This is a genomic window from Haladaptatus marinus (assembly GCF_051194195.1).
Window position 1 is genome coordinate 1 of sequence record NZ_JBLZNK010000009.1, and the last position, 21,053, is coordinate 21,053.

General features: G+C 59.1%; 24 protein-coding genes, 2 tRNA genes and 1 rRNA gene. 18 read left to right on the forward strand and 9 right to left on the reverse strand.

Features of this window, described 5'->3' with window-relative positions:
• Together rrf and ACN2TU_RS24930 are read left to right on the forward strand one after the other, a co-directional pair.
• Positions 1-80: ribosomal RNA gene (rrf, locus tag ACN2TU_RS24925) — 5S ribosomal RNA — on the forward strand; the annotation flags it as partial.
• Between the two features lie 114 nt (positions 81-194).
• A tRNA-Cys gene (locus ACN2TU_RS24930) sits at positions 195-270 on the forward strand.
• Positions 271-734: 464 nt separating this feature from the next.
• Here the strand turns inward: ACN2TU_RS24930 and ACN2TU_RS24935 are convergent.
• A complete protein-coding gene (locus ACN2TU_RS24935; protein WP_435159302.1) occupies positions 735-1,697 on the reverse strand; it encodes a Gfo/Idh/MocA family protein in 963 nt (320 codons plus the stop codon).
• Positions 1,698-1,822: 125 nt separating this feature from the next.
• On the opposite strand from ACN2TU_RS24935, the gene ACN2TU_RS24940 reads away from it, so the two are divergent.
• Entirely contained in the window at positions 1,823-2,647 is an 825-nt protein-coding gene (locus ACN2TU_RS24940; protein WP_435159304.1) for a hypothetical protein, read from the forward strand.
• Between the two features lie 17 nt (positions 2,648-2,664).
• Here ACN2TU_RS24940 and ACN2TU_RS24945 read toward each other — a convergent pair whose 3' ends face one another.
• Positions 2,665-2,865, reverse strand: coding sequence for a DUF8123 family protein (locus ACN2TU_RS24945; protein ID WP_435159306.1), 201 nt, complete (start codon positions 2,863-2,865; stop codon positions 2,665-2,667).
• A gap of 130 nt (positions 2,866-2,995) precedes the next feature.
• On the opposite strand from ACN2TU_RS24945, the gene ACN2TU_RS24950 reads away from it, so the two are divergent.
• Positions 2,996-3,625, forward strand: coding sequence for a DUF3267 domain-containing protein (locus ACN2TU_RS24950; protein ID WP_435159308.1), 630 nt, complete (start codon positions 2,996-2,998; stop codon positions 3,623-3,625).
• Between the two features lie 67 nt (positions 3,626-3,692).
• Here the strand turns inward: ACN2TU_RS24950 and eif1A are convergent, their stop codons facing one another.
• Positions 3,693-3,977: a translation initiation factor eIF-1A gene (eif1A, locus tag ACN2TU_RS24955; protein ID WP_435159310.1), complete on the reverse strand. Its 285-nt coding sequence runs from the start codon at positions 3,975-3,977 to the stop codon at positions 3,693-3,695.
• A 267-nt stretch (positions 3,978-4,244) separates the two neighbouring features.
• Positions 4,245-4,318, reverse strand: a tRNA-Lys gene (locus ACN2TU_RS24960).
• A gap of 97 nt (positions 4,319-4,415) precedes the next feature.
• Between ACN2TU_RS24960 and ACN2TU_RS24965 the strand changes: the two genes are divergently transcribed.
• Positions 4,416-5,705 (forward strand): M20/M25/M40 family metallo-hydrolase, encoded by a 1,290-nt coding sequence (locus ACN2TU_RS24965; RefSeq protein ID WP_435159312.1) that lies wholly within the window; start codon positions 4,416-4,418, stop codon positions 5,703-5,705.
• A gap of 8 nt (positions 5,706-5,713) precedes the next feature.
• Here ACN2TU_RS24965 and ACN2TU_RS24970 read toward each other — a convergent pair whose 3' ends face one another.
• A complete protein-coding gene (locus ACN2TU_RS24970; protein WP_435159314.1) occupies positions 5,714-6,379 on the reverse strand; it encodes a DUF7119 family protein in 666 nt (221 codons plus the stop codon).
• A 170-nt stretch (positions 6,380-6,549) separates the two neighbouring features.
• Here ACN2TU_RS24970 and ACN2TU_RS24975 point away from each other — a divergent pair, with 170 nt between their 5' ends.
• The 5 genes from ACN2TU_RS24975 (at position 6,550) to ACN2TU_RS24995 (ending at position 10,087) form a co-directional block, all read left to right on the forward strand.
• Entirely contained in the window at positions 6,550-7,008 is a 459-nt protein-coding gene (locus ACN2TU_RS24975) for a DUF8215 family protein (protein ID WP_435159316.1), read from the forward strand.
• A 32-nt stretch (positions 7,009-7,040) separates the two neighbouring features.
• Positions 7,041-7,844, forward strand: a complete 804-nt coding sequence (locus ACN2TU_RS24980; protein ID WP_435159318.1) for a DUF7983 family protein — start codon at positions 7,041-7,043, stop codon at positions 7,842-7,844.
• Positions 7,845-7,943: 99 nt separating this feature from the next.
• On the forward strand, positions 7,944-8,561 hold the full coding sequence (locus tag ACN2TU_RS24985) for a VOC family protein (protein ID WP_435159319.1): 618 nt from the start codon (positions 7,944-7,946) through the stop codon (positions 8,559-8,561).
• 71 nt (positions 8,562-8,632) lie between these two features.
• Positions 8,633-9,598 (forward strand): oxidoreductase, encoded by a 966-nt coding sequence (locus ACN2TU_RS24990; RefSeq protein WP_435159321.1) that lies wholly within the window; start codon positions 8,633-8,635, stop codon positions 9,596-9,598.
• A 51-nt stretch (positions 9,599-9,649) separates the two neighbouring features.
• Complete coding sequence (locus ACN2TU_RS24995) at positions 9,650-10,087, forward strand: Rieske (2Fe-2S) protein (protein WP_435159323.1); 438 nt, start codon at positions 9,650-9,652, stop codon at positions 10,085-10,087.
• Positions 10,088-10,096: 9 nt separating this feature from the next.
• Here the strand turns inward: ACN2TU_RS24995 and ACN2TU_RS25000 are convergent, their stop codons facing one another.
• On the reverse strand, positions 10,097-11,074 hold the full coding sequence (locus ACN2TU_RS25000; protein ID WP_435159325.1) for a M23 family metallopeptidase: 978 nt from the start codon (positions 11,072-11,074) through the stop codon (positions 10,097-10,099).
• 138 nt (positions 11,075-11,212) lie between these two features.
• Between ACN2TU_RS25000 and ACN2TU_RS25005 the strand changes: the two genes are divergently transcribed.
• Positions 11,213-11,749 (forward strand): hypothetical protein, encoded by a 537-nt coding sequence (locus ACN2TU_RS25005; protein ID WP_435159327.1) that lies wholly within the window; start codon positions 11,213-11,215, stop codon positions 11,747-11,749.
• A gap of 24 nt (positions 11,750-11,773) precedes the next feature.
• Here ACN2TU_RS25005 and ACN2TU_RS25010 read toward each other — a convergent pair whose 3' ends face one another.
• Positions 11,774-12,613, reverse strand: coding sequence for an RNA ligase family protein (locus ACN2TU_RS25010; RefSeq protein ID WP_435159328.1), 840 nt, complete (start codon positions 12,611-12,613; stop codon positions 11,774-11,776).
• 92 nt (positions 12,614-12,705) lie between these two features.
• On the reverse strand, positions 12,706-13,932 hold the full coding sequence (locus ACN2TU_RS25015; protein ID WP_435159684.1) for an MBL fold metallo-hydrolase: 1,227 nt from the start codon (positions 13,930-13,932) through the stop codon (positions 12,706-12,708).
• Positions 13,933-14,050: 118 nt separating this feature from the next.
• On the opposite strand from ACN2TU_RS25015, the gene ACN2TU_RS25020 reads away from it, so the two are divergent.
• On the forward strand, positions 14,051-15,523 hold the full coding sequence (locus ACN2TU_RS25020) for an aldehyde dehydrogenase family protein (protein WP_435159329.1): 1,473 nt from the start codon (positions 14,051-14,053) through the stop codon (positions 15,521-15,523).
• A gap of 227 nt (positions 15,524-15,750) precedes the next feature.
• On the forward strand, positions 15,751-16,161 hold the full coding sequence (locus ACN2TU_RS25025; RefSeq protein ID WP_435159330.1) for an RDD family protein: 411 nt from the start codon (positions 15,751-15,753) through the stop codon (positions 16,159-16,161).
• Positions 16,162-16,189: 28 nt separating this feature from the next.
• On the opposite strand, the gene ACN2TU_RS25030 is transcribed toward ACN2TU_RS25025, so the two are convergent.
• A complete protein-coding gene (locus tag ACN2TU_RS25030) occupies positions 16,190-17,515 on the reverse strand; it encodes a metallophosphoesterase (RefSeq protein WP_435159332.1) in 1,326 nt (441 codons plus the stop codon).
• 212 nt (positions 17,516-17,727) lie between these two features.
• Between ACN2TU_RS25030 and ACN2TU_RS25035 the strand changes: the two genes are divergently transcribed.
• The 5 genes from ACN2TU_RS25035 (at position 17,728) to ACN2TU_RS25055 (ending at position 20,869) form a co-directional block, all read left to right on the forward strand.
• The gene (locus tag ACN2TU_RS25035; RefSeq protein ID WP_435159333.1) at positions 17,728-18,132 is read left to right on the forward strand and encodes a 30S ribosomal protein S6e; all 405 of its coding nucleotides are present in this window, start codon (positions 17,728-17,730) and stop codon (positions 18,130-18,132) included.
• Between the two features lie 42 nt (positions 18,133-18,174).
• Complete coding sequence (locus ACN2TU_RS25040) at positions 18,175-18,612, forward strand: DUF7112 family protein (RefSeq protein ID WP_435159335.1); 438 nt, start codon at positions 18,175-18,177, stop codon at positions 18,610-18,612.
• Positions 18,609-19,028, forward strand: coding sequence for a DUF5807 family protein (locus ACN2TU_RS25045; protein WP_435159336.1), 420 nt, complete (start codon positions 18,609-18,611; stop codon positions 19,026-19,028). The genes ACN2TU_RS25040 and ACN2TU_RS25045 overlap by 4 nt, the downstream gene beginning before the upstream one ends.
• A gap of 91 nt (positions 19,029-19,119) precedes the next feature.
• Positions 19,120-20,550, forward strand: a complete 1,431-nt coding sequence (locus ACN2TU_RS25050) for a sensor histidine kinase (RefSeq protein WP_435159337.1) — start codon at positions 19,120-19,122, stop codon at positions 20,548-20,550.
• Between the two features lie 55 nt (positions 20,551-20,605).
• Positions 20,606-20,869, forward strand: coding sequence for a hypothetical protein (locus tag ACN2TU_RS25055; protein ID WP_435159339.1), 264 nt, complete (start codon positions 20,606-20,608; stop codon positions 20,867-20,869).
• Positions 20,870-21,053: the final 184 nt, after the last annotated feature.

Below are 21,053 nucleotides of genomic sequence, written 5' to 3' on the forward strand. Positions count from 1 at the left end.
AACACGGAAGTTAAGCCTGTCTGCGTTTCGGTCAGTACTGGAGTGCGCGAGCCTCTGGGAAATCCGATTCGCCGCCTCCATTCATACTTCACTCACCTCACCGAGAGCGTACGCTCTCGGTGGGGTTTCGCTATTTATATCAGTTCGACAGAGACCGCTATACTTAAACCAGCAGAATACAAAGGGGAGACTGCGCCAAGGTGGCAGAGTCCGGCCGAACGCAGCGGCCTGCAGAGCCGCCCATCGCCGGTTCAAATCCGGCCCTTGGCTTTCTCATTTCGTTGTTCGACGCAGAGCAACAGCAGTCGTCGGGAAGTCATCCATCGGTCGTCGTTTAGATTATTCACTACTGAGAGACGGTTTCGTGGTGGCCGAATGGGTGTGGAGTTGACAGTACGTCCGCTCTTTGTATGACTCCAAACTGACTGCTTTGACGTCATCGGTATTACTTCAGATCATACCAAAAACTCATATAGCTGTTTGGAGCCGGACACTAGCTCCGGCGTGTTCTAACAGCATTTTGACAGCGGCTTCGGGGACGATGGCGTATTTTTGAGCATATTGAACCGCTATATAATCGCTGAAGTGTGGGCTCCGAAAACGAGGTGGTTGTCGGTTACGCACGTCGTTGCTGGAGGTACGCCGCGATCACCACGGCAAACGCGGTACTGAGTGCATCTATAACGTGCTGGAGTAATACGTCAACGTCCGAGCTGGCGCAAATCGGACTGAGGCTATACTGGGACTGGTTGTCTCTTGCGCGCACTTTTGTACAGCGCATCGATAACGGTCATGGTTCGTACTGCTTCGTCCGTGTCCGTTTCGGGTCGGTCCCCGGTTTTCACGCAATCGACGAAATGCTCGACCTCGAGTGCGTACTGATTCGTGGGGTCGAATCGCTCAGTAACGTGTCGGTCATCGATTGCGTATTCGAGTTCGGTACCGTCGTCTCCTCGTGGGACGAACGCCTCCGGTACGTCGAGCCACCCGTTTCGTGCCTCTACGCGATAGGACTGCGTGTCCGTCGTAGTAAAGCCGGAGGAAACCTCCCCCGTTACACCGTCATCGTAGATGAGTATCGCCGTCAGTTCTGTGTCTACACCTGAGTTCATCGTATCGCTGGTCGTTGCATACACTCGGTTTGGCTGCCCGAGGAACAGGCGCACGGCGTTGACGGCGTAACAGCCCACGTCCATCAAGCTTCCACCTGCGAGGTCGGGGTTGAGCCGAACGTCGTTCGGATTACGCAGTGGGAACTGGAAGGTCGATTTTACCGAGCGCACGTCCAAATCGTCCGCGATTTCGACTGCTCGCTCGGTTCGTGGGTGATAGCGATACATGAACGCCTCCATGAGCGTGACACCCTGTTCATCGCAGTAGTCACCCATCTCGCGGGCTTGTTCGGCGTCCGCTGCCAGCGGTTTTTCACAGAGTACGTGGAGTCCGTGGTCTGCGGCGCGTTTTGTCCACTCTGCGTGGAGTGCGTTCGGAAGTGGATTGTACACTGCGTCGATATTCGATTCGAGGAGTTGTTCGTACGACCCGAAAGAGTGGGAAATGTCGAGTCGTTCTGCGGTCTCCGCAGCGCGCTGACTATCACGGGATGCGATTCCGACGACTTCGTGGCCTGCGTCCCGAATCGCGGGAATCACGACGTTCGTCCCGATGTTTGCGGTGCTGATAACGCCGAATTTCATACTCTTGGTACGGTTTCAGGTGTAAAGAAAGCACGTGAGCTATGATGTCGGAAAGATTGGAAATGAGTGCCGAACCGTGTCGATAAAAAGTAACCATTATACCCAACGCGGACCGGGGCTAGGATATGCAACGAAGAGCAGCGGGCGTTTACATCGCCGTCTTTCTCGTTATCGCTGCCGGGGCGTACTCACTCATCGGAGTCGCTCAGGAGCCGACGGTATCGGTCGAGAACCCCGACCGAACCCTCTCGAACCAAGGGCAGAAGTTCAACGTCGACGGGCGACAGTACAACGTCACGTCTCTCAGCGGCGGTTCCGCGGAGGTCGCGTGGACACAGCAATCGGCCACCTACTCGGCGGAGTTGACGAATAACTCCACCATAGAGCAGGACAACACGACGTTCCGGCTCCTCATCCCGAACCAGTCGAAGCCGAACCAGGCCACCCTCCGCGAGGTGCAGAACCTGACCAACGACACGCAGACGGTCACGCAGAGTAACCAGACGTACGTCGTCGTCAATGGCAGCGACAACGGCTCCAGCGCCAACAAGTCGCTCGTCCCGGTTGACGAGTACAAGCGTCAGCAGTTCGGCGAACCGGAGACCCGGACGCTCCGGAAGGGTAACAACTTCCAGTACCAGAACAACTCCACGACCGTCTCGAACATCACCAAGGAATCCGTGATGCTCCAGTGGAAGGCACCGAAGACGACGACGACCTCGCTTTCCAGCGGCGGTACAGCTGACCTCGGTCCGAACAACAAGACGTTCGTGGCACACGCTCAAGGTGGAAAAGTGCTACTCTCGTCCGATGTCAAGGGCTACAACGAGCAAAATGCGGAAATCAATCACTTCCACGAGCGCATCGCGGGTCTCTGGGGTGTGTCCATCCTGAGCTTCCTCGCGGCACTCCTGTTGGCCATGCTGGCCTACATGCCGTTCAAAGGATAACGAAGAAATTCGATTTTTTACGTCCGGGACACCCACGCCAGAGCTGCGCCGATACCGACTGCCGAGAGCGCGCCGAGTATCTGGCCGAGCATGACGAGTGCGCTCCCGGATTTATCTGCCCATGGAGTTCCGATGAGGGTCGCGATTCCGATGAGGACGAGCAGTACTCCCATGGCGATGCCGAGCGGTTCGAGCGGATCTGAAACGAATCGGTTCATGTCCGTGTTCTGTGTTTGGCTAACGTATAACACCTACTGAACAATGTCGTTCGAGCTTCGCACCCCGATAAAAAAACGTGGATATCAGGCACGGATTATTTATGAGAAATCGATACATAGGCGAAATTCGATGGATGCACTCGGAGAATCGCCGCCCGGATACGCAAACTATCAGCGGTACACGTTTCGGGAGTGGATCAGTTTCGTCGTCCACGCGCTGGTCGGGTTCGTGCTGGCCGAAACGCTGTTTCCGGGGCTCTGGAATTCGGCGCTATCCTTGTCGTCGGTTCCGATGAAGACGGCGCTACTGCAATTTTTCACGCTTGCGCCCGAAGTCGGAGTCGCCCTGCTTACGATAGCGCTACACGAGGTCATCCACTACGGTGCCTGCGCGCGATTCGACAAGGAACCGCAGTTCGGCTTCCGGTGGGGGTCGTTTTTCGGCATTCCGGAACCCATGCCCTACATCGTCTCACTTCGTCATCACCTCAGTCGGTTTGAAAGCTTTGTGACGTTTCTCGCGCCACTAATCCTCATCGACGCACTCGCGCTTTTGACGATCGTCGTTCTCGACCCCATCCCATCGGTTCCGGCGTTTTTCGACCACTGTGCGCGAGTCGTGTTGCTGGTGAACACTGCTGGTGCGACTCGTGACGTTCACAACGCGGTCAACGTGCTTCGGTTTCCGGATGGAACCAAGTTCATCAACGTCATGCACGATGATATCGAGACGTTCTACTGCATCCCGATTGTGGATTGAAGCAAGTGTCGATATTTTCGGGAAGGATAACTGCCGTTCGTCAGCGCTGGCGTAGAAAACGCGGGTGTTACTGAATGTGGCCTTCGCGACGGAGCTGGTCGGCGTCCTGGCTCGTGTAGCGCCATTCGATGTTGGCTTTTTCATCCTGCCAATCCCACGGCTCGACGAGGACGACGTCGCCCTCCTCGATCCAGGTTCGGTACTTCATTCGCCCTGGGATTCGCCCCATTCGTTCCTTACCGTCCTCACAACGGACACGAACGTGGTTCCCGCCGTTGTGTTGTGTTACGACGCCGAATACCTCGTCGCTGTTAGGCATGCGGAGGTTTCGGCGCTCTGTTTCTTCACTCACATGCATTAATGGTGCCGGACATGGTTAAGTGATGGGATACGAGGGATAGCATTTGCCATGGTTGTGATAGCACGCTCTGGGGCTCTCTGTCGTCCGCTTTCGCCGTGATGACGGGCGAAATAGTAATAATATTGACTAGTGATGGACGTTTCCCTGAGCGGTTTTTGCCCTTCTCTATTTCACCGCGCAGGCGCAGAACCACGGTCTCATTCAAATCCCTCCAGCGACTATTCTCACGGCTCACGAAGAAGTTCGCTACGAGAAGTACGGGCTGGAAGGGATTTGAACCCCTGGCCGTCTGGTTAAAAGCCAGACGCTCTGCCTAACTGAGCTACCAGCCCTCATCCATTTGTGAGAGACGCGACGGTTAAACGTTTACCATTCTGTCCGGCCAGTGGTGTCGGCAACGTTTACCATCCGGCCCACGACTGTCGAATCATGACCGGGTTTACCGATGCGCAGAATGACGAACTGCGGACATTTACCGAACGACTCTGTTCGTTCGACACGACCGGTGGGCGGGAAGGCCCCGCACAGAAATGGCTCGCCGACGAACTTGCCGAGTTGGGCTTCGAAACCTACGAGTGGACTGCCGACGCCGAACGGTTGGCCGAACATCCATCGTTCCCCGACAACCCGGCGGACATCGAACACACCGAAGCCAGTGCTGGCGGGCCGAGTCTCGCGGAGCGCCCGAGCGTCGGGGGCGTGCTGGAGTTCGGGAATCCCGACGACGGGCCGACGCTCGTCCTGAACGGTCACATGGACGTGGTTCCGGTCGCGCGCGAATCGTGGGACACGAACCCCTTCCAACCGACGTGGGACGACTCCGGCGAACGGCTCACCGCCCGCGGTTCGGTGGACATGAAATCGGGCGTCGCAGCCTGCATCTTCGCGGCGAAGCATCTCGCGGAAACCCATGATGAAGACCTCAACGGCAGAATCGTCGTCGAAAGCGTCGTCGGCGAGGAGGAGGGTGGAATCGGCGCGGCGGCGGCAGCGCTCTCCAACCCGTACCCGTTCGAACGCGACGCGGCTATCGTCGCGGAACCGACCGATCTTACGCCGGTCGTCGCAACCGAGGGAACCGTCATGAAGCGTCTCCATCTCACCGGGCGCTCGGCACACGCGGCAACGCGTTGGCGCGGCGAAAGCGTCCTACCGCATTTCGAGCGCATTCGCGAGGCGTTTTACGAACTCGAAGCGGAACGGGGCGAATCGGTGACCCATCCGTTGTACGAGGAATTCCCTGTCCCGTGGCCAATCGTCATCGGCACCGTCGAAGCGGGAACGTGGTCGTCGAGCGTTCCAGCCAACTTAACCGCCGAAATGCGCCTCGGGGTCGCGCCGGGCGAGACCGTCGAGGAAGTCGAAGCGGCCTACGAAGCACGGTTGGCCGAGGTAGTCGAAGAAAGCGAGTGGCTGTCCGACCATCCACCACGCTTCGAGCGATTCTCCATTCAGTTCGAGGCAGCGGAGACCGACGCGGACGAGCCGATCGTCGGTGCGCTCCAGTCGGCGATGGCGGACGCCGACCTTGACACGACCCTGCGCGGGGAGACCTACGGAGCGGACTCGCGCCACTACGTCAACGCGGGGATTCCGACCGTCGTGTTCGGTCCGGGAACCATCGAACAAGCCCACTTCCCCAACGAGACGATTCACTGGCCGGACGTGGAGACGGCGGGTGTAGTGATAGTCGAAACGGCCCGCGAGTTCCTCGGCTGAGCGAGGTTTTACTCCAATTCGCGTTCCAGTGCGCGAGCAATGACGATTTCCGGTTCCTCGTCCGCCAGCGCGGCCTCTCGACGGAGTTCCCGGTACACTCCCGGTGGCAGCGAGAGCGTCATCTCTCCGGGCGTTACGCCGTGATTGTGCAGCGCGCGCTCCGCCGACGTTCCGTCGTTGATTTCGCTGACGATGGAGCGAACGTCGCGGACGGTCAGCGAATTATCGAGGATGGCCCACGCGAGTTGGTAGCGGGCGTCCCCGCCTACTCGCGCGACGTGTTTCGCCGCGGTCGGTGCGATTTGGCCCAGCGCGACGTGGCGGCGAATCGACCGCGGCAGGTCGTGAACCCGCGCCCATTTGCGGATGAAGGCCACCGTCGTCTCGCCACCGGCCTCCTCCGCAGCACCTTTGTACGACCCGATACCGCGGACTAGCGCGGCGCAGGCCGCGGCCCCGCGGAGCATGTAGACGCTATCCTCGGCACCGCCGCTCCCTTCGGCGAACGCCTGAACGGTCTTGGCTGCCTCCGCGACGCTTTCGGGGTCGTCCGGGTCGAACGCTTTCGCCTGGTCTGCGTAGTCGCCGGTAATCGACTCGTCACCACGGATGACGGGTTCACCGACGGGTGATTCGCGGTCTGCTGGCGGTTCCTCACCGAGGCCGTCAGTCATTGTACGATGATTGTCCTGACGGGGCAAAAAGGAACTGCTAGAAGTAGATCACTCGTTACGGCGTTGTTGTGGCATCGCGAGTCGGTACTCTTCCCGCCTCATAAAGCCATTCTCGCCGGAATGACCCCCCAGCCGCAATTTTATATGCGAAGCCGCCGAAAATTTCCGCAGTGACGGGCCATAGCACCGACCAGACGAACGACGAGCGTCAGCTTCGCCCTCGCGATGAAAAAGGCGGCCTTGAAGGGTGGGTAGAACACGTCTTTTTCGCCGTCGGCGAGGTGACGTTTTTTGGCATCCCCGCCTTTGCGGCGTTGATGCTAGCCGAACCGAACGGCCCGCTGAAGTTCGCTGCGATATTCGTGTGGGCGACGCTGACCCTCGCCACTGGAACACTGCGAGGAAACTGGCATGGCATCGACTGGCCGCGGATGTCGCCAATGTTGGTCGCCCTTCGACTGGCCTACTACAACGTGGTCATCCTCACGGTTTCGTACGCCGGGGCGATGGCTGACCTTGCCGTTCATTCGCCTGCCGTAACCGCCGGGGTTGCGGTGGTGCTTTCGCTGGGATGTGCGCTCGCGTTCCCTCGACTTGCGATGCTCATCGACGCCCGATTTCCGAACTGAGAACGACGAACCGAGACACCACGAACTGACACATGCGAAACGAAGATTACGACCCGACGACGTGCCCGGCGGCAGGCTGCGAGTACGAGGATTCCATCCGCTCGGTCGCCGCGCACATCAGCGGAACTGACGACGACCGCCACGCGTGGGAGAACCTCGTTTTCGAGAGCGCTCGCGACTTCGTGATGCGCGAAAAACGCAGACAACACGACGAAACGACCGGTTCCGGCGGTTCCGCGGGACGGAACCGCTCCGGGGATGGTTCGAATACGTCCGGTGGTTCGACGGCGTCGCCCGCCACCGAGACGGTTGCATCGACCGTCTCGGACGACGAACTCCCCGAACTCGACCTCGGTTTCGCGCGGGATGCCCTCGTCCTGCTCGACCTCGTTCGCCAGTACGACGCCGACTCACTGGGTGAACTGGACACGTTCCGACTGGTGAACCTCTACACGTTGTTGTCCGACGTGGGTCGGGGTGCCGACGACGCCCGGAAACAGGTTCGGGATGTGCTCCTTGATGTCTTGCAGGACGACAGACGAGTGTCCTCCGACTTCGGGTCGGTAAGGCGATACACCACTCGCCGCCGGAATCAGAAGGACGAAGCGGTGATTCGGGCCGAACTGGAGCGTTCCGGAATCGACCCTCGTGAGGCAATGAGTTTCGACACCACGAAGCTCAAGCAGTTCGCCGAAGAGCGCGGACTGGACGAATCCGCCGTCTTCGACCACGAAGACCGAACCTACGTCAAGAAATCCGGTGCGGATGGGGATGGTCGCAGACGGGCGTTCGAAGAACTCGACCCTGAGATTCGCTCGCTGGTTGAAAAGTGGTAACGCGATTGTGACGGCCACTGACATCGGTGTCACGTGGTGTCGTCGCTGTCCGCGAGAGTATATTGCCGTCGGGTACGAACCTTCGACTACGACGAAACCATGTCCGATACCCCAGATATTCCCATCACGGCCGACCGCCCCGACAGCGCGTTCCACCTCTCCGGAACCGACCACATCACCCTCATCGGCAGTAACGAAGCGGACACGGTCGCGTTCTATCGCGACATCCTCGGCATGCCGCTCATCCTCCGGCAACCGAATCTCGACGCGCCGAACGTCACCCACCTCTTTTTCGATACCGGCGACGGACGCGTTATCACGTTTTTCGTCGAGGAAGGGCGACAATCGAATCCCGCCCCGCAGCGAACCGGCATCGGTGCGGTGCACCACCTCGCGTTCCGCTTCGAACCGGAGCGCTTGGAAGAAATCAAGGAGGGACTCGAAGCGAACGGCCACCGGTACAACGTGTTCGACCGGAGCATCTTCTACTCGCTATACACCAGCGACCACAACGGCCTCACCATCGAGCTGACGACGGACAAGTTCGACATTCCGGACGACAGACGCGCCGAGGTGCTCGCCACTGCACAGAGATTGCGCGAGGAAGATGGCTCGGACTACGCCAAGGCGGAACATCTCGAAGCCGCACTGGAGGAACTCGGCATTCCGGTTGACCCAGTCGAACTCCCCGACGCACCGACGGGCGCTGGCGTGTAAGACGGAGACGATTCGACGCGTCGAGTCGGTTGGGCAGTGGCTTTCTGTACCATCCGACCGTAGGCGGTTGCATGACGAACCGGGAAGGCTGGACTGCGGAACGAATGCCGGACATGACCGAGAAAACCGTGGTCGTCACGGGTGCGAACAGCGGCCTCGGCTACGAGGTAACTCGTGCGCTCGCTCGAACCGGTGCAACCGTTATTATGGCGTGTCGACGGACGAACCACGCGATGACGGTCAAGGGGCGGATTCTCACGGAACTCCCCGACGCAACCCTCGATGTTCGCGAACTCGACCTCGCCGACCGAAACTCGATTCGCGCGTTCGCCGACGATTTCGAGGCGACGTACGACGACCTGCACGTCCTCTGTAACAACGCGGGTGTGATGGCGATTCCGCGACGGGAAACCGACGACAATTTTGAGATGCAGTTCGGCGTCAACCATCTCGGGCACTTCGCACTAACGGGCCTCCTGTTCGATTCGCTCCTCGAAACGCCGGGCGAGACGCGCGTCGTGACCCAGAGCAGCAGCCTCCACGAGCGGGGCGATATCGATTTCGGCGATTTGCACGGCGAGCAAGCATACGACAAGCGGGACGCGTACGCACAGAGCAAGCTGGCGAACCTGCTGTTCGCCTACGAACTCGACCGGCGACTCGACGATGCCGGTATCGAGGACGTGTTGAGCGTTGCCTGCCATCCAGGGTACGCGAGTACGAACCTCCAGCGGCGCGGCCCGGAGCAGGAAGGCTCGCTGATTCGGCTGTGGGTGATGCGCCTCGCAAACGCGATGTTCGCCCAGAGCGCGGAACGCGGCGCGCTGCCCATGCTCTACGCCGCAACGGCAGACGGAGTCATGGGCGGGGACTACATCGGTCCCGGCGGACTGATGAATATGCGGGGACTGCCCGAAGTCCAATCGTCCAGCGAGCAATCGTACGACGAAAGCGCGGCAAACCGTCTTTGGAAAATTTCCGAAGATATGACGGGCGTAACCTACGATTTCGCGCAGTCAAAAGCCGCGGACGACTAATGCTCACCGACAAAAAGTACAGTTAAACTATCGTAGTGACGACGGTTGTCCATGGTCGCCACGGATGCCGCCCGGCTGACGACGGTCGATGAACTGCCGGAAAACGATTCGTTTCTGTTCACGATTCGTGAACACGATGGCTCGAAAGGAGAAGTCGTTCTCGTAAACGGCGGAGACTGTATCTCCGCGTGGCGCAACTTCTGTCAGCACGAAACCGACCAGCGACTCGACCGGGGATTCGGTGCCGCGATGCGCGACGGCGAAATCATCTGTCCGAAACACGGGTCGATGTTCGACGCCTGTTCCGGCTACTGCGACAACGGGGATGCGAAAGGTTCGACCCTCCTTTCGGTCGATGTGACCGTCGAGAATGGTGTTATCTATTTAACCGATAGAACCTGTGAGTTCCTCCACGAGGGCGGCATCGAGGCCGACGATGACGACGAGGACGACGGCATGCCGTCGTCCTCGTCGCATTTGACGTTCTGAGTCGGGAAATCACGACGAATCAACCGCCGTCACGCGCAGGCCCCCCCGAATCGAACGACGATTTCCCCGCTCTGTTTCGCCGGATTTGTCGTCCGCGATTCCGACGCCGCTGAACGTAATCGGGAGTCCTGCGGAGACGTAGAAACTTGGGCGGTCTTGCAGTTGAAAATGTAGATGCGGTTCCGTCGAGTTTCCGGAGTGTCCACAGCGACCGACCTGCTGGCCGCGTTCGACCCGTTCTCCCTCCTCGACGGTGATGCTTTCCTCCTGCAAATGGGCGAGTACGCTGTACTCGTTTTCCGCGTGCTGGATGGTCACGAAATTCCCCCTGATATCGCGTTGCAGCGGATCGAGCATGCCACGAAAGTACGGCGAATCCCGGTAGCCGTCCTTCGTTTTGACTACCCGGCCGTCGGCAGGTGCGAGCATCGGTTCGCCGTAACAGAAATACTCCTCTGCGACGGTGCCGTCGCCGTCATGGGTGCGTCCGTTCCCGTCAGTCACGACGAAATCGTAGGCGTACCGCTGTGCGATGATGGACCACGAGTGGGAATCTTCCTTTTTCACGCCGCCGTTGACGACCGTCCACGTCCCCGAAAAAGGCAGTGTGAGGTCGGTCTGCTGGTCGAACCGTCCGGGTGCGGGCGGGCGGCCGAGATACCGAACGAGGACGACGACGTAGCCGACCATTTGCGCCATCGACTGCACGAGAACGAACGGGTTGACCATCACGAGGAGATTGCTCACCAGAAAGCGCCCCCGCCAGCGCCAGTCGGTATCGAACTCGACCGCCGAATCGTCGTTCGAAGTCGGTAGCAGCGCTTTGACCAGCGGCCAGAGCGCGAGCAGCCAGAAAAACATGAACCATCGGAGCGGACTGAGCGAGCCAAAAAAGTAGCTCGGAATCCCGAGAAGTCCGAGATAGCTGAGCGTCATCGGGTCGATTCGCTCGACCCTCGAACGGATCGACTGGAGGAAGTTCGCCATCACCACCTCTTTCATTCGAATTCTGATAATTGTTTCCACGACGTTCGATAGGGCAGCCACCGCCACGTGTAGAGCTAACGGAATAACTCTCAGAACGGTTTTGAAGAGCCTTATCGACTCATCGGTTGAAGGGTTTGTATGGCAGTCGTTGACGAACGCTTGGTTGAGGATATCGCCGAACACGACCGTTACTACCGAATCGAGGATTTCGTGACGTATCTCGAACGACACGTCCACGACGACGAACCGGGAGTTTCGATGGGGGTTATCCACGCCTACGCCGATGCACTCGGCTACGAGCGGGAGCGAACGGCGGAGTTGCTGGACGAGCGGTTGACCGATTCGATGACGTGGGTTTCCGATACCGTGTTCTACCGGATGGGAGATTCGATCAGTATCTATCCGCTCTCGTGGCACGAGCGACTCGACGGGTCACTCGACCTCGCCGACTACGTGCGAGTGATGTTGAAAGGTCGGGAGGCAGCGGGTGAGGAGTTTCCGACAGGAGAACGGGGAATTCCGCAAAAAGACATCCTGACCGCACTCGAAATATTCACTGATATCGACCGCAAAGAAGGCGAGGAACTGCTCCGCAAACAGCGCCAACAGGGTGATATCGTGATATACGCGTACCAGAATCCCGAAGATATTGTCCGCCTTCCGCAGAACGGATAAATCGGCTCCGATACCTTCTCGATTTCACGTCCGTTTCGACACGAATCGCTGGGTGAGCGAGGCGAGTTCCGACCGAAACGCCTGCATGTCGATATCGGTCGTCTCATCGAACGACCGGGCGTATTCTTCGCGAACGATGGCCTCGAAGGTACGCTCGAAGAGTGCATCCACGGTGACCGCCCGTTGACTCGCTTCGAGGTCGTTCGCTATCCGCTCGAAACGCGACCGGGTCGCGTATCTCTGTGCTACCTCGGCGGCTGGCACGTCCGGCGCTGTTGGCAATTCCATCGCCTCGAAACCGGAATCGAGCAGTTTGACGCGGTTGCCCGTCTTGTTCCGGAGGATAACGCCCGCTGCCGGTCCGTCGTACCAGTTCGACTGTGGAATCTCGTACTCGTTCGGGTCGAAATCGACCGCTCGAACCTCCTTCTCGAACGTATTGACGGGATGCAGGCCGAGACGGCGGTAAATCGCCTCGACCCGGTCGGGTGGGAGGAATCGTTCGTTCGCTTCCGACCAGACGTCGAATCCGAGAAACGACGGCGTTCGATTCCAGTCGTATTCGATGTTGTGCCGGTGTATCGCCTCGCCGAAGAAGACGACCGACTCGACAGAATCGACTGCCGAGCGAAGTGCCGACCGGTCGAGGTGTTCGCGGATGTGCCGAACCGCATGCTGATAAGGCGTCGGAATCGAGTCGATTTCGTAGATTCGATTTCGGTCGCCGAATCGGAGTAGTCCCGACTCCTCTAGCCGAAAGCGAAGGTGCGCGCCGTCTACTTTCTCCTGAATCCAGAGGTGACCACCGTCGAACATGGATGCGGGCGCGTCGTCGGGAGTCGGTATCGATGGGTATCGTTTCATCTGTGAAATCGCCGCAATTGTCGGAACGACGGTTCGACATCACTGGAATCTGTCGGTAGTGTTGTTTTTTGTGTTCTATCTTCAGCGAGCATTCACCTATTCTCGCCGAGTTCCGGCGCGCTCGCGTCGAAACCCTCTTCTCGCAGTTCCTCGGCGAACGCTTCGCATCTGTCGCCGTGGTTGATGAGCACCGTTGAATCCCGATAGGAATCCAAAAAGTCGAGCAGGCCGTCGCGGTCTGCGTGTGCCGAGAAGTCGTAGGATTCGACCTGCGCGCTGATGGGCATCACTCGGCCGTCGATTTCGCCCCGTCCCGAGTCCAGCAGTTCCCTACCCGGCGTGCCTTCGACCTGATATCCGGTCATCGTGATTTTGTTGACGGGATTCGCGCGGATTTCGGGGATGTAGGTCATCGCCGGGCCGCCCGAGAGCATTCCGGAGGTCGTCACGATGACCGTGTTCTTCCGTGCGATTCGCTTTCGTTGGCCGTTCTTGCCCGTCACGAATCGCGCGTTGGAGATGGCGCGTTTGAGCGCATCCCCGTCCCGAACGAAGTCGGAATTTCGTCGGAGCATCCGCGTCACCTGTTTGCCCATTCCATCGACGTAACAGTCGATATCGTGCGCTTCACAGACAAGCAGCATCTCCTGTGTTCGGCCGATAGCGAAGGCCGGAACGACGACTGTTCCGCCCTCCCAAAGCGTCGTTTTTACGCTTTCTGCGAACTGCGCCTCGACTTCCCTTCGTTCGTCGTGTTCCACGTCGGAGTAGGTGCTTTCGCAGATGACGATATCGGCGTCCGGTCGCGCCGTCGTTCCCGAAAGCAGTCGCTGATTGCCGGTGTGGAAATCCGCGGTGTAGAGCAGTTTCGTTTCGCCGTCGTCCACAAGGACGTGCGCGCTTCCGGGGATGTGACCCGCGTCGAAAAACGTGACTTCGTGGCCCGCGGCTTCGAACGTCTCGCGGTAGCCGTGCGGAACCGACACCTGCCGGAGCCGTTTCAGGTCGGCCTCGGTAAACGGGCAGTCGTAGCTCCCACCGTGGAGTTTCAACGTGTCCCGCGCGAGCAGGAGGGCCAACTCGCGAGTCGGCGGCGTCCAGTGTATCGGTGGCCGGTCGTCTCCGGAGAGCAGGGAGGGAAGCACGCCGACGTGGTCTAAATGACCGTGCGAAACGACGACGGCATCCGGATTCACGTCGCCGACCGGAAACTGCGGCGGGTTCCCCGTCAGCATCCCATAATCGAGGAGGAGCGAGTCATTGACGAGAATCGCGCTCCGACCGACCTCGCGCGCGCCGCCGAGAAACTGAACGTTCATTACCGGCTGTAGTGACCGACGCGGTTTTTCTTCGTCGGTTCGAGGTGCCATTGGAAAATCACCACACGACCGCCGATTCCCCACTCTTTATCCGGGTCAAGACCGGAGTTGAAAACGAATGTCGGACAGAGACTTCACCGCGGACGGAGACTGGAACGCGCTCTACATCGACGGCGAATGGGTCGCGGGTGGCGACCGTGACGAAATCGAAGTGACGAACCCGGCAACGCAGGAGCAAATCACGACGGTTCCAGCGGGAACTGAAGAGGACGTAAACCGTGCCTACGAGGCCGCGGCGGCGGCGCAGGCCGAATGGGCCGCACAATCGCCGCAGAAGCGAATCGGCATCATCGAATCCGCGGTTGACCTGCTGGACGAGCACCGAAACGACATCCTCGGTTCGCTTGCAGTCGAATCCGGAAGCGCGAACATGAAGTCGTTCGCGGAGTGGCAGACTGCCCGCGGAATCACTCAGCAGGCGGCCGAATTCCCCTTCCGCGTCGGTGGCGACCTCAAGGATTCGATGATTCCCGGCAAGGAAAACCAGGTCAAACGGATTCCGATGGGCGTCGTCGGCGTCATCTCGCCGTGGAACTTCCCGTTCAACCTGTCGATGCGCGCCGTCGCCCCCGCACTCGCGCTCGGTAACGCGGTGGTGCTGAAGCCCGCTTCGCCGACCCCCGTCACTGGCGGTCTGCTCATCGCAAAACTGTTCGAAGAGGCCGGACTTCCCGAAGGGCTGCTCAACGTCGTCACCGGAAAGGGCTCGGACATCGGCGACCGAATGGCGTCCCATCCGGAACTCGACGTGATGGCATTCACCGGTTCGACCGAGGTCGGCAAACGGGTCGCCAGCCTCGCCGCTGAGAACCTCGCGCTCCCGGCGATGGAACTCGGCGGGAACAACCCCCACGTCGTCACCGAGGACGCCGACATCGATGCCGCGATTGACAGCGCAGTCTTCGGTTCGTTCCTCCACCAGGGTCAGGTCTGTATCTCCATCAACCGCCACCTCGTCCACGAGAACGTGTACGACGAGTACGTCGAGAAACTGACCGAGCGCGCCGAGGAACTGCCAATCGGCGACCCGACCGACCGCGACAACGTTATCGGTCCGATCATCGACGAGGGCCAGCGCGACCAGATTCTCGACTACATCGAATCGACGGTCGAAGAGGGTGCGACGCTCGAAACCGGCGGCCACCACGAAGGCCTGTTCGTCAAGCCGACCGTGCTCTCGGGCGCGACGAACGATATGGCCGCGGCGTGCAACGAGACGTTCGGCCCAACCGCGCCGGTCATCCCGTTCTCCTCCGACGAGGAGGCCATCGAACTCGCCAACGACACCGAGTACGGCCTCGCCGCTTCGGTTCACGCGGGCGACCTCGGCCGGGCGCAAGACCTCGCCGACACCATCGACGCCGGAATGGTTCACATCAACGACCAACCCATCAACGAGGAGCCCCACGTTCCGTTCGGCGGCGTGAAAGGCTCCGGCATCGGTCGGTACGACGGCAACGCCATCGTACAGGAACTCACACAGGAGAAGTGGATTTCGGTGCAGCGTAACCAGCGACAGTATCCGTTCTAAGGCGGTTCTTTTTCCGATTTTCACGACTCTCGTCTGTCGATGGTGTAACGACCGTGTAGAAAGCCCTCGCATTCTCGACTCCCGCGACCCGCACTGCGCGCTTCGAGCGCTCCCTCCGGTCGCTTCCTGACCAGTAACCCCTTCTAATCTCGGTTTCCTCCGACATCGATTTCAATATAGTAGGAAGGACAGAAAGCTTATCCCGACCAACTCCAGTGGTCGGGATAATGCCTGAACCAGTCATGGGAACACAAGAAGACGTGATTCTGAGTCGCGTCTTCGCATTCATCATCGATCACATCCTCTCGCTCGTGGCGGCAGTCGTCCTCGGCATCGGGCTCGCGGCCGCCCTCGGCAGGGCAGGAATCTGGCTCGGCGTCATCCTCGGATTCACCGGCTACTTCATCGTTCTCGAAGGGCTGTTCGGACAGACGCTCGGGAAACGACTCCTCGGCATCGTCGTCGTCAAACGAAGCGGGGAACCAATTTCGATGGGTTCGTCGCTCGTTCGCAACGTGCTCCGCATTATCGACGGGATTCTGAGCTACGCGGTCGGTCTCGTGGTCATGCTCGTTTCGGACGACCGCCAGCGAATCGGCGACCACGTCGCCGACACCGTGGTCGTCCGGGCGCGGTAACCCTTATTCGGACGAAATCGCGGTCTTTCTACTCCTTCGATGCCGATTCGACGACTTCCTGTTTCGACCCCTCGATGACCGTTCGTTCCGGAATCTTCGGGTCCGATTTCGGCTTTCGCGAGAGCAGTCGTTGTAACAGCGTGAGTTCGTTCGGTGCGTCCTTTTCGATGATGTGGTACTCTACGAGGACGTTTCCGGCCTCCTCGCCGATTCGGAAGTAGTTCAGCCGGAACGAAGGGTAGTACACCGGTGGAAGCAGGCCAATCCACGTCGGCGTTCGATGTAGCCGCTTGAGCCACGTTCCGGTGTTGATGATGACGCGCTCACCGACGTTCGTAAGCGAGACGCGATGCGTGTGGCCGTAGATGAACGCCGCAACGTCGGGATGCTCGTCGAACACGTCTTGCGCAGCCTTGACGTACGGTTTGTCGGCAGATTGGGTGGGTTTTTCCAATCTGACGAGGTCGAACCGTTCGAGCGTTTTTCGAACGTCGCGGGCGAAAAAGTAGAGCGGAATCGAGATGACGAACAGGAGGCTGACGATGATGAGGTTGACCAAGAAGACGAACTCGATAAGGCTGCCGACGAACCCCAAGTCCCGAAGTATCCTGCCGGTAATCTCCGTCGCCGCATTTGCGCCGAACAGACCGCTATCCCCGATGACGAGAACGACCAGATAGATGAGGCTCACGTTGAACAGTAGCAGAAACGGCAGTGCGGCGTAGCGAAGGAAGGGACTCATCTCGCGGTAGAAGTAGTTCGAGGCTATCCAATCCGGAATCTCTTCGAGCGGCGTCAGCGATTGAATGTCCTTCAGCCAGTTGTATCTTCCGCGACCCGAAAGCTGCCCGGCCTTGCTCGTGATGTGACGGTTTACGAAGTAGCCGAGAGGATTCGCCCGCGGATTGCCGAAATCCGGCATTCGGTTGTGTGCATCCTGTTGCATCCCGTGTTCTATCCAGATTTTTCGCCCGGCGACAGTTCGGGTCAGCGAGAGCGTCGGGTCGACTTCGACGTTGTACTCGCGCAATCGCTCGACGTACGCCGAATAGCCTGCAAGTTCGGCGTCGTGATTGCCGGGAATGAGCGTGATGGTGATGCTCTCGCCGGTTTTCCGGAACTGATCGAACAGGTCGGGATGATGGGACACGAGTTCGTCTAACTTTTTCAGTCCATCCGTCTCGGTGAACTCCCACAGCCCGAACGCGTCACCGAGAATTATCAGTTCGGCGTCCTCGTCCGTCGATTCGAGCGTTCGAAGGAATTCGATAAATTCAGCTTCGAACTCACACTCCTGTAGCTGTTTGTCGCCCCCGACGTGAAGGTCGCTGACGAAATAGTAGACCTCGGCCATACTCCCCCATCACTGGCACGACGCCCCGCTGGAAAGTGGTTTCGGCGAGCGCCACCTGGATTTGCTTTCGGGGCACCGTCATCCCGACTCGAAACCGCGCCCCGAAACTACCACCACGACCCGACGAAACCGGACTCTCCGACGACTGGACCGTGCACAACTTGGGAGTCAAAATCGTATTCCTTTTACGGAGCGGCCGATATCGTTTCCGTATGGCAAACTTTCAGGTCGTCGTTGCGGATCCCGACTCCGGAGCGGCCTATCAGCGCGAAATCGACGGACAGGACGCAAACCGATTCCTCGGTAAATCCATCGGCGAGGACGTAGACGGCGGTGCCGTCGGCCTCGACGGTTACACGGTCGAGATTACGGGCGGCTCGGACAACGCAGGCCGGCCGATGCGCGGCGACGTCAACGGACCGAACCTCAAGGACGTGCTCCTCGAAGGCGGTACGGGATACAACCCGAAGCGAGACGGTGAACGACGCCGTATCTCCGTGCGTGGCAAGGAAATCAGCGAGGCAGTCGCCCAACTGAACGTCACGATTTCCGAGCGTGGCGACCAGTCCGTCGATGAACTGTACGGCGAGGGCGACGACAAAGAAGACGACGAGTAATCCGTCGAAGTACTCAAACACCTACACTGTCTTTTGACCACCATGACCCAGCGGGTTTCTAGCGAGACGACCGACACTGTTCGGGCGACGATGGCACAAGCAGGTGCGACGAACCGCCCACGAATCGAGATTTCGGCGGACGAGGCAGATGCATTTCCGGCGGACGAAATCGTCCGGATCATCGTGGACGAATCCGAGTATCGGGCCCGAATCGAGCTCCCACTCACCGGCGACGGTCGCTTGATTCGCGGTCTCTACGACACGCCGCGACTCGCCCGCAACCCGGGCGACGGCGAGAACCGACTCACTGAGTGGTTCACCGATAGCAACCGCCAGTTCGGCGGATCCGTCCTCGTCGATGTCGTCGAAGAGGGGTTCAAATACGGGATTCGCCACCCCGGCGAACGCGCCGTATACGAAGCGACTGAGGCACCGAACGAAAGTCTCGCGGATATCGCCAAACAGGTGGAGGACGAATGAGCGAGACCAAGCGAACGGAGTTTCTAGCCGGCGAGCGCCCCGACGATGTGGCGCTCTTTCTCGCCGATTCCTTCGTTTCTGGGGACGCAATTGCCGACTACGGCGAGTCGGTCTCCGGCGGAACGCTCCTCATCGTTTCCGGCGAAACGGGTCGAAGCGTCTTCCAGAAAGCGACGGGAATGGAGGCGATGAACTTCGCCAAACGGGCGATGGGAACCGAGGGGGAAATCGCAGCGGATCTTTCCACTGGCGACTGTCCGGAAGGTGACCACGATGTGGAGTTCGTCTTCGCGTTCGCCGAGGAACAGAACGAGGAGGTCGGTGGTCTCTACGCTGAGGGTGACGTGATTCACGCCTACGCCTACTGTGAATGTGGTACTGCGTTCTCCCAAAAGTGGGTTGCTGGCGACCGATAATCGATATCTTGTCAGATATTGTCTACGATTGCCAATCCGGAAAGGAGGAGGTAAATATAAGTCTTGCGGCCAATAACGAACAGAGAACCACATGCCGGGTGTAGAGCGGATCTCGACGGACAGGAACCTCCCCTCGGGTATCCGAGTTCTCCACGTCGATGATGACGAATTGGTGTTGCGGGCGTCCAAGTTGTTCCTCGAACGCGAAGACGATATCGAAGAAGTGATCCCCGTCAGAACCAACGAGACGGCGATCGAGTACCTCTTCGAGAACGACACGGATATCGACTGTGTGGTCACCGGTTACGACCGCGAACGGAGTTCCGGTCTCGAACTTCTCGACATCGTTCGGGAGCGTTGTCCGAATCTCCCGTTTATCCTGTTCACCGACAACGGAAGCGAGGATATCGCAAGCCAAGCTATGTCGTCCGGTGCGACGAACTATCTCCGAAAGGGAGGCGACGATATCGGCTTCTTCTCGCTCGCTCCCCAAATCCAGCACGCAGTCTCGTATCGTCGAACTGAAAAGGAGGTTCACCGGGGTTTTCGGGCGATAGAGATGATCAACGAGGGTATCGCCTTGCTGACGGACACGCTCGATTTCAACTACGTCAACGAAGCCTACGCGGAACTGTTCGGATACGACCAAAAAACCCTCATCGGGCGCAATTGGGAGGAGACGATGACCGACGAATCGAGCGAGCGGTTGCGGTCTGAGATCATCCCGAACGTCGATTCGGACGGCGAATGGGTCGGTGAAGTGACGGGAAGTCGTCACGATGGCGGTTCACTGACGCTAGTGCTTTCGGTCTCGGTCGTTGCGGAAAACGAGTACGTCTGTGCTGTCCGAGACGTGACCGAGCGAAGAGAGCGCGAAGAAGAACTCATTCAGGAAAACGAACGGTTGGACGAGTTCGCTAGCAAAGTCTCTCACGACCTTCGTGGCCCGTTGAGTATCATCTACGGCTATCTCGACGTTGCTCGGGAATCGGGCAAAAAGGAGCATTTCGACCAAATCGAAGACGCCGCCGACCGTATCGATACCATCATCTCCGACCTGTTGGAGGTCGCACGGGAAGGCCAGAAAGAACTCGACCGCGAACGCATCGAACTCGATGCGTTCGCCGAGCATATCTGGGAGGGTGTCCAGAGTAAGGACGCGACACTTCGCCTTGACGACGACGTTCGAATAGCCGCCGACTACAGTCGACTGACCGAACTGTTCGCCAACCTCTTTCGAAACGCGATCGAACACAGTGGCGACGGCGTTACCATCTCGGTCGGAGCTACGGCGGACGGTTTCTATATCGAAGACGATGGCCCCGGCATTCCGCAAGCGCAACGTCGGAAAGTACTCAAATCGGGCTATTCGACCGGCGGTGGCACCGGACTCGGCCTGAGCATCGTCAAGGAAGTCGCTGATTCGCACGAATGGGGGTTATCTATCGAGGAGAGCGATGACGGTGGCGCACGCTTCGTCTTTTCCGGTGTCGAATGCGCCCACAACACGCCGAACCAATAGACGGTTCTCCGACCCCAGCGATACCGATTTTACGGTTCCCGTCGTCTATCTCTCCATGGCAACCCGCGTACCCATCTCCGACTGGGACGCAATCGCGGACAACCTCCACCGATTCGCCCCGAACGTCGATACACACGATGCGAAACTCATCGCCAGAATGGGCGTCGCTCGATTCACCATCTCTCGCGATGGCCACGTCACCGCGGGCATGCCGTTGCACGATTTCGACGGCCGGGCCGACGCGCTCGTATTCGACCACAACGCTGGCGCGATTCGAATCGAGCGTGCCGGAGTAACCTACGTGTTCCGCAGACCGTAGAATAGCAAACGTTCCGAGGGCGTGGGCCGTTAGCCTTCGGCTTTGTTCTCGCCCGCTCACAGCGATGGGGCCGTTCCAATGTGGAACTGTGGTTGAGATGGTGACCCTATCTCTGATCTCTTGGCTGATGCTTGTACAGTATACACACCCATACGACAGTGATTCCTTGCCGGTATCGTCCGTT

Coding starts and splice junctions, on each gene's coding strand:
- ACN2TU_RS24935 (WP_435159302.1), bottom strand. CDS start 1,697: ATGAAATTCGGCGTTATCAGCACCGCAAACATCGGGACGAACGTCGTG.
- ACN2TU_RS24940 (WP_435159304.1), top strand. CDS start 1,823: ATGCAACGAAGAGCAGCGGGCGTTTACATCGCCGTCTTTCTCGTTATC.
- ACN2TU_RS24945 (WP_435159306.1), bottom strand. CDS start 2,865: ATGAACCGATTCGTTTCAGATCCGCTCGAACCGCTCGGCATCGCCATG.
- ACN2TU_RS24950 (WP_435159308.1), top strand. CDS start 2,996: ATGGATGCACTCGGAGAATCGCCGCCCGGATACGCAAACTATCAGCGG.
- ACN2TU_RS24965 (WP_435159312.1), top strand. CDS start 4,416: ATGACCGGGTTTACCGATGCGCAGAATGACGAACTGCGGACATTTACC.
- ACN2TU_RS24970 (WP_435159314.1), bottom strand. CDS start 6,379: ATGACTGACGGCCTCGGTGAGGAACCGCCAGCAGACCGCGAATCACCC.
- ACN2TU_RS24980 (WP_435159318.1), top strand. CDS start 7,041: ATGCGAAACGAAGATTACGACCCGACGACGTGCCCGGCGGCAGGCTGC.
- ACN2TU_RS24985 (WP_435159319.1), top strand. CDS start 7,944: ATGTCCGATACCCCAGATATTCCCATCACGGCCGACCGCCCCGACAGC.
- ACN2TU_RS24990 (WP_435159321.1), top strand. CDS start 8,633: ATGACGAACCGGGAAGGCTGGACTGCGGAACGAATGCCGGACATGACC.
- ACN2TU_RS24995 (WP_435159323.1), top strand. CDS start 9,650: ATGGTCGCCACGGATGCCGCCCGGCTGACGACGGTCGATGAACTGCCG.
- ACN2TU_RS25000 (WP_435159325.1), bottom strand. CDS start 11,074: ATGGCGAACTTCCTCCAGTCGATCCGTTCGAGGGTCGAGCGAATCGAC.
- ACN2TU_RS25005 (WP_435159327.1), top strand. CDS start 11,213: ATGGCAGTCGTTGACGAACGCTTGGTTGAGGATATCGCCGAACACGAC.
- ACN2TU_RS25010 (WP_435159328.1), bottom strand. CDS start 12,613: ATGAAACGATACCCATCGATACCGACTCCCGACGACGCGCCCGCATCC.
- ACN2TU_RS25015 (WP_435159684.1), bottom strand. CDS start 13,932: ATGAACGTTCAGTTTCTCGGCGGCGCGCGCGAGGTCGGTCGGAGCGCG.
- ACN2TU_RS25020 (WP_435159329.1), top strand. CDS start 14,051: ATGTCGGACAGAGACTTCACCGCGGACGGAGACTGGAACGCGCTCTAC.
- ACN2TU_RS25025 (WP_435159330.1), top strand. CDS start 15,751: ATGCCTGAACCAGTCATGGGAACACAAGAAGACGTGATTCTGAGTCGC.
- ACN2TU_RS25030 (WP_435159332.1), bottom strand. CDS start 17,515: ATGGCCGAGGTCTACTATTTCGTCAGCGACCTTCACGTCGGGGGCGAC.
- ACN2TU_RS25035 (WP_435159333.1), top strand. CDS start 17,728: ATGGCAAACTTTCAGGTCGTCGTTGCGGATCCCGACTCCGGAGCGGCC.
- ACN2TU_RS25040 (WP_435159335.1), top strand. CDS start 18,175: ATGACCCAGCGGGTTTCTAGCGAGACGACCGACACTGTTCGGGCGACG.
- ACN2TU_RS25045 (WP_435159336.1), top strand. CDS start 18,609: ATGAGCGAGACCAAGCGAACGGAGTTTCTAGCCGGCGAGCGCCCCGAC.
- ACN2TU_RS25050 (WP_435159337.1), top strand. CDS start 19,120: ATGCCGGGTGTAGAGCGGATCTCGACGGACAGGAACCTCCCCTCGGGT.
- ACN2TU_RS25055 (WP_435159339.1), top strand. CDS start 20,606: ATGGCAACCCGCGTACCCATCTCCGACTGGGACGCAATCGCGGACAAC.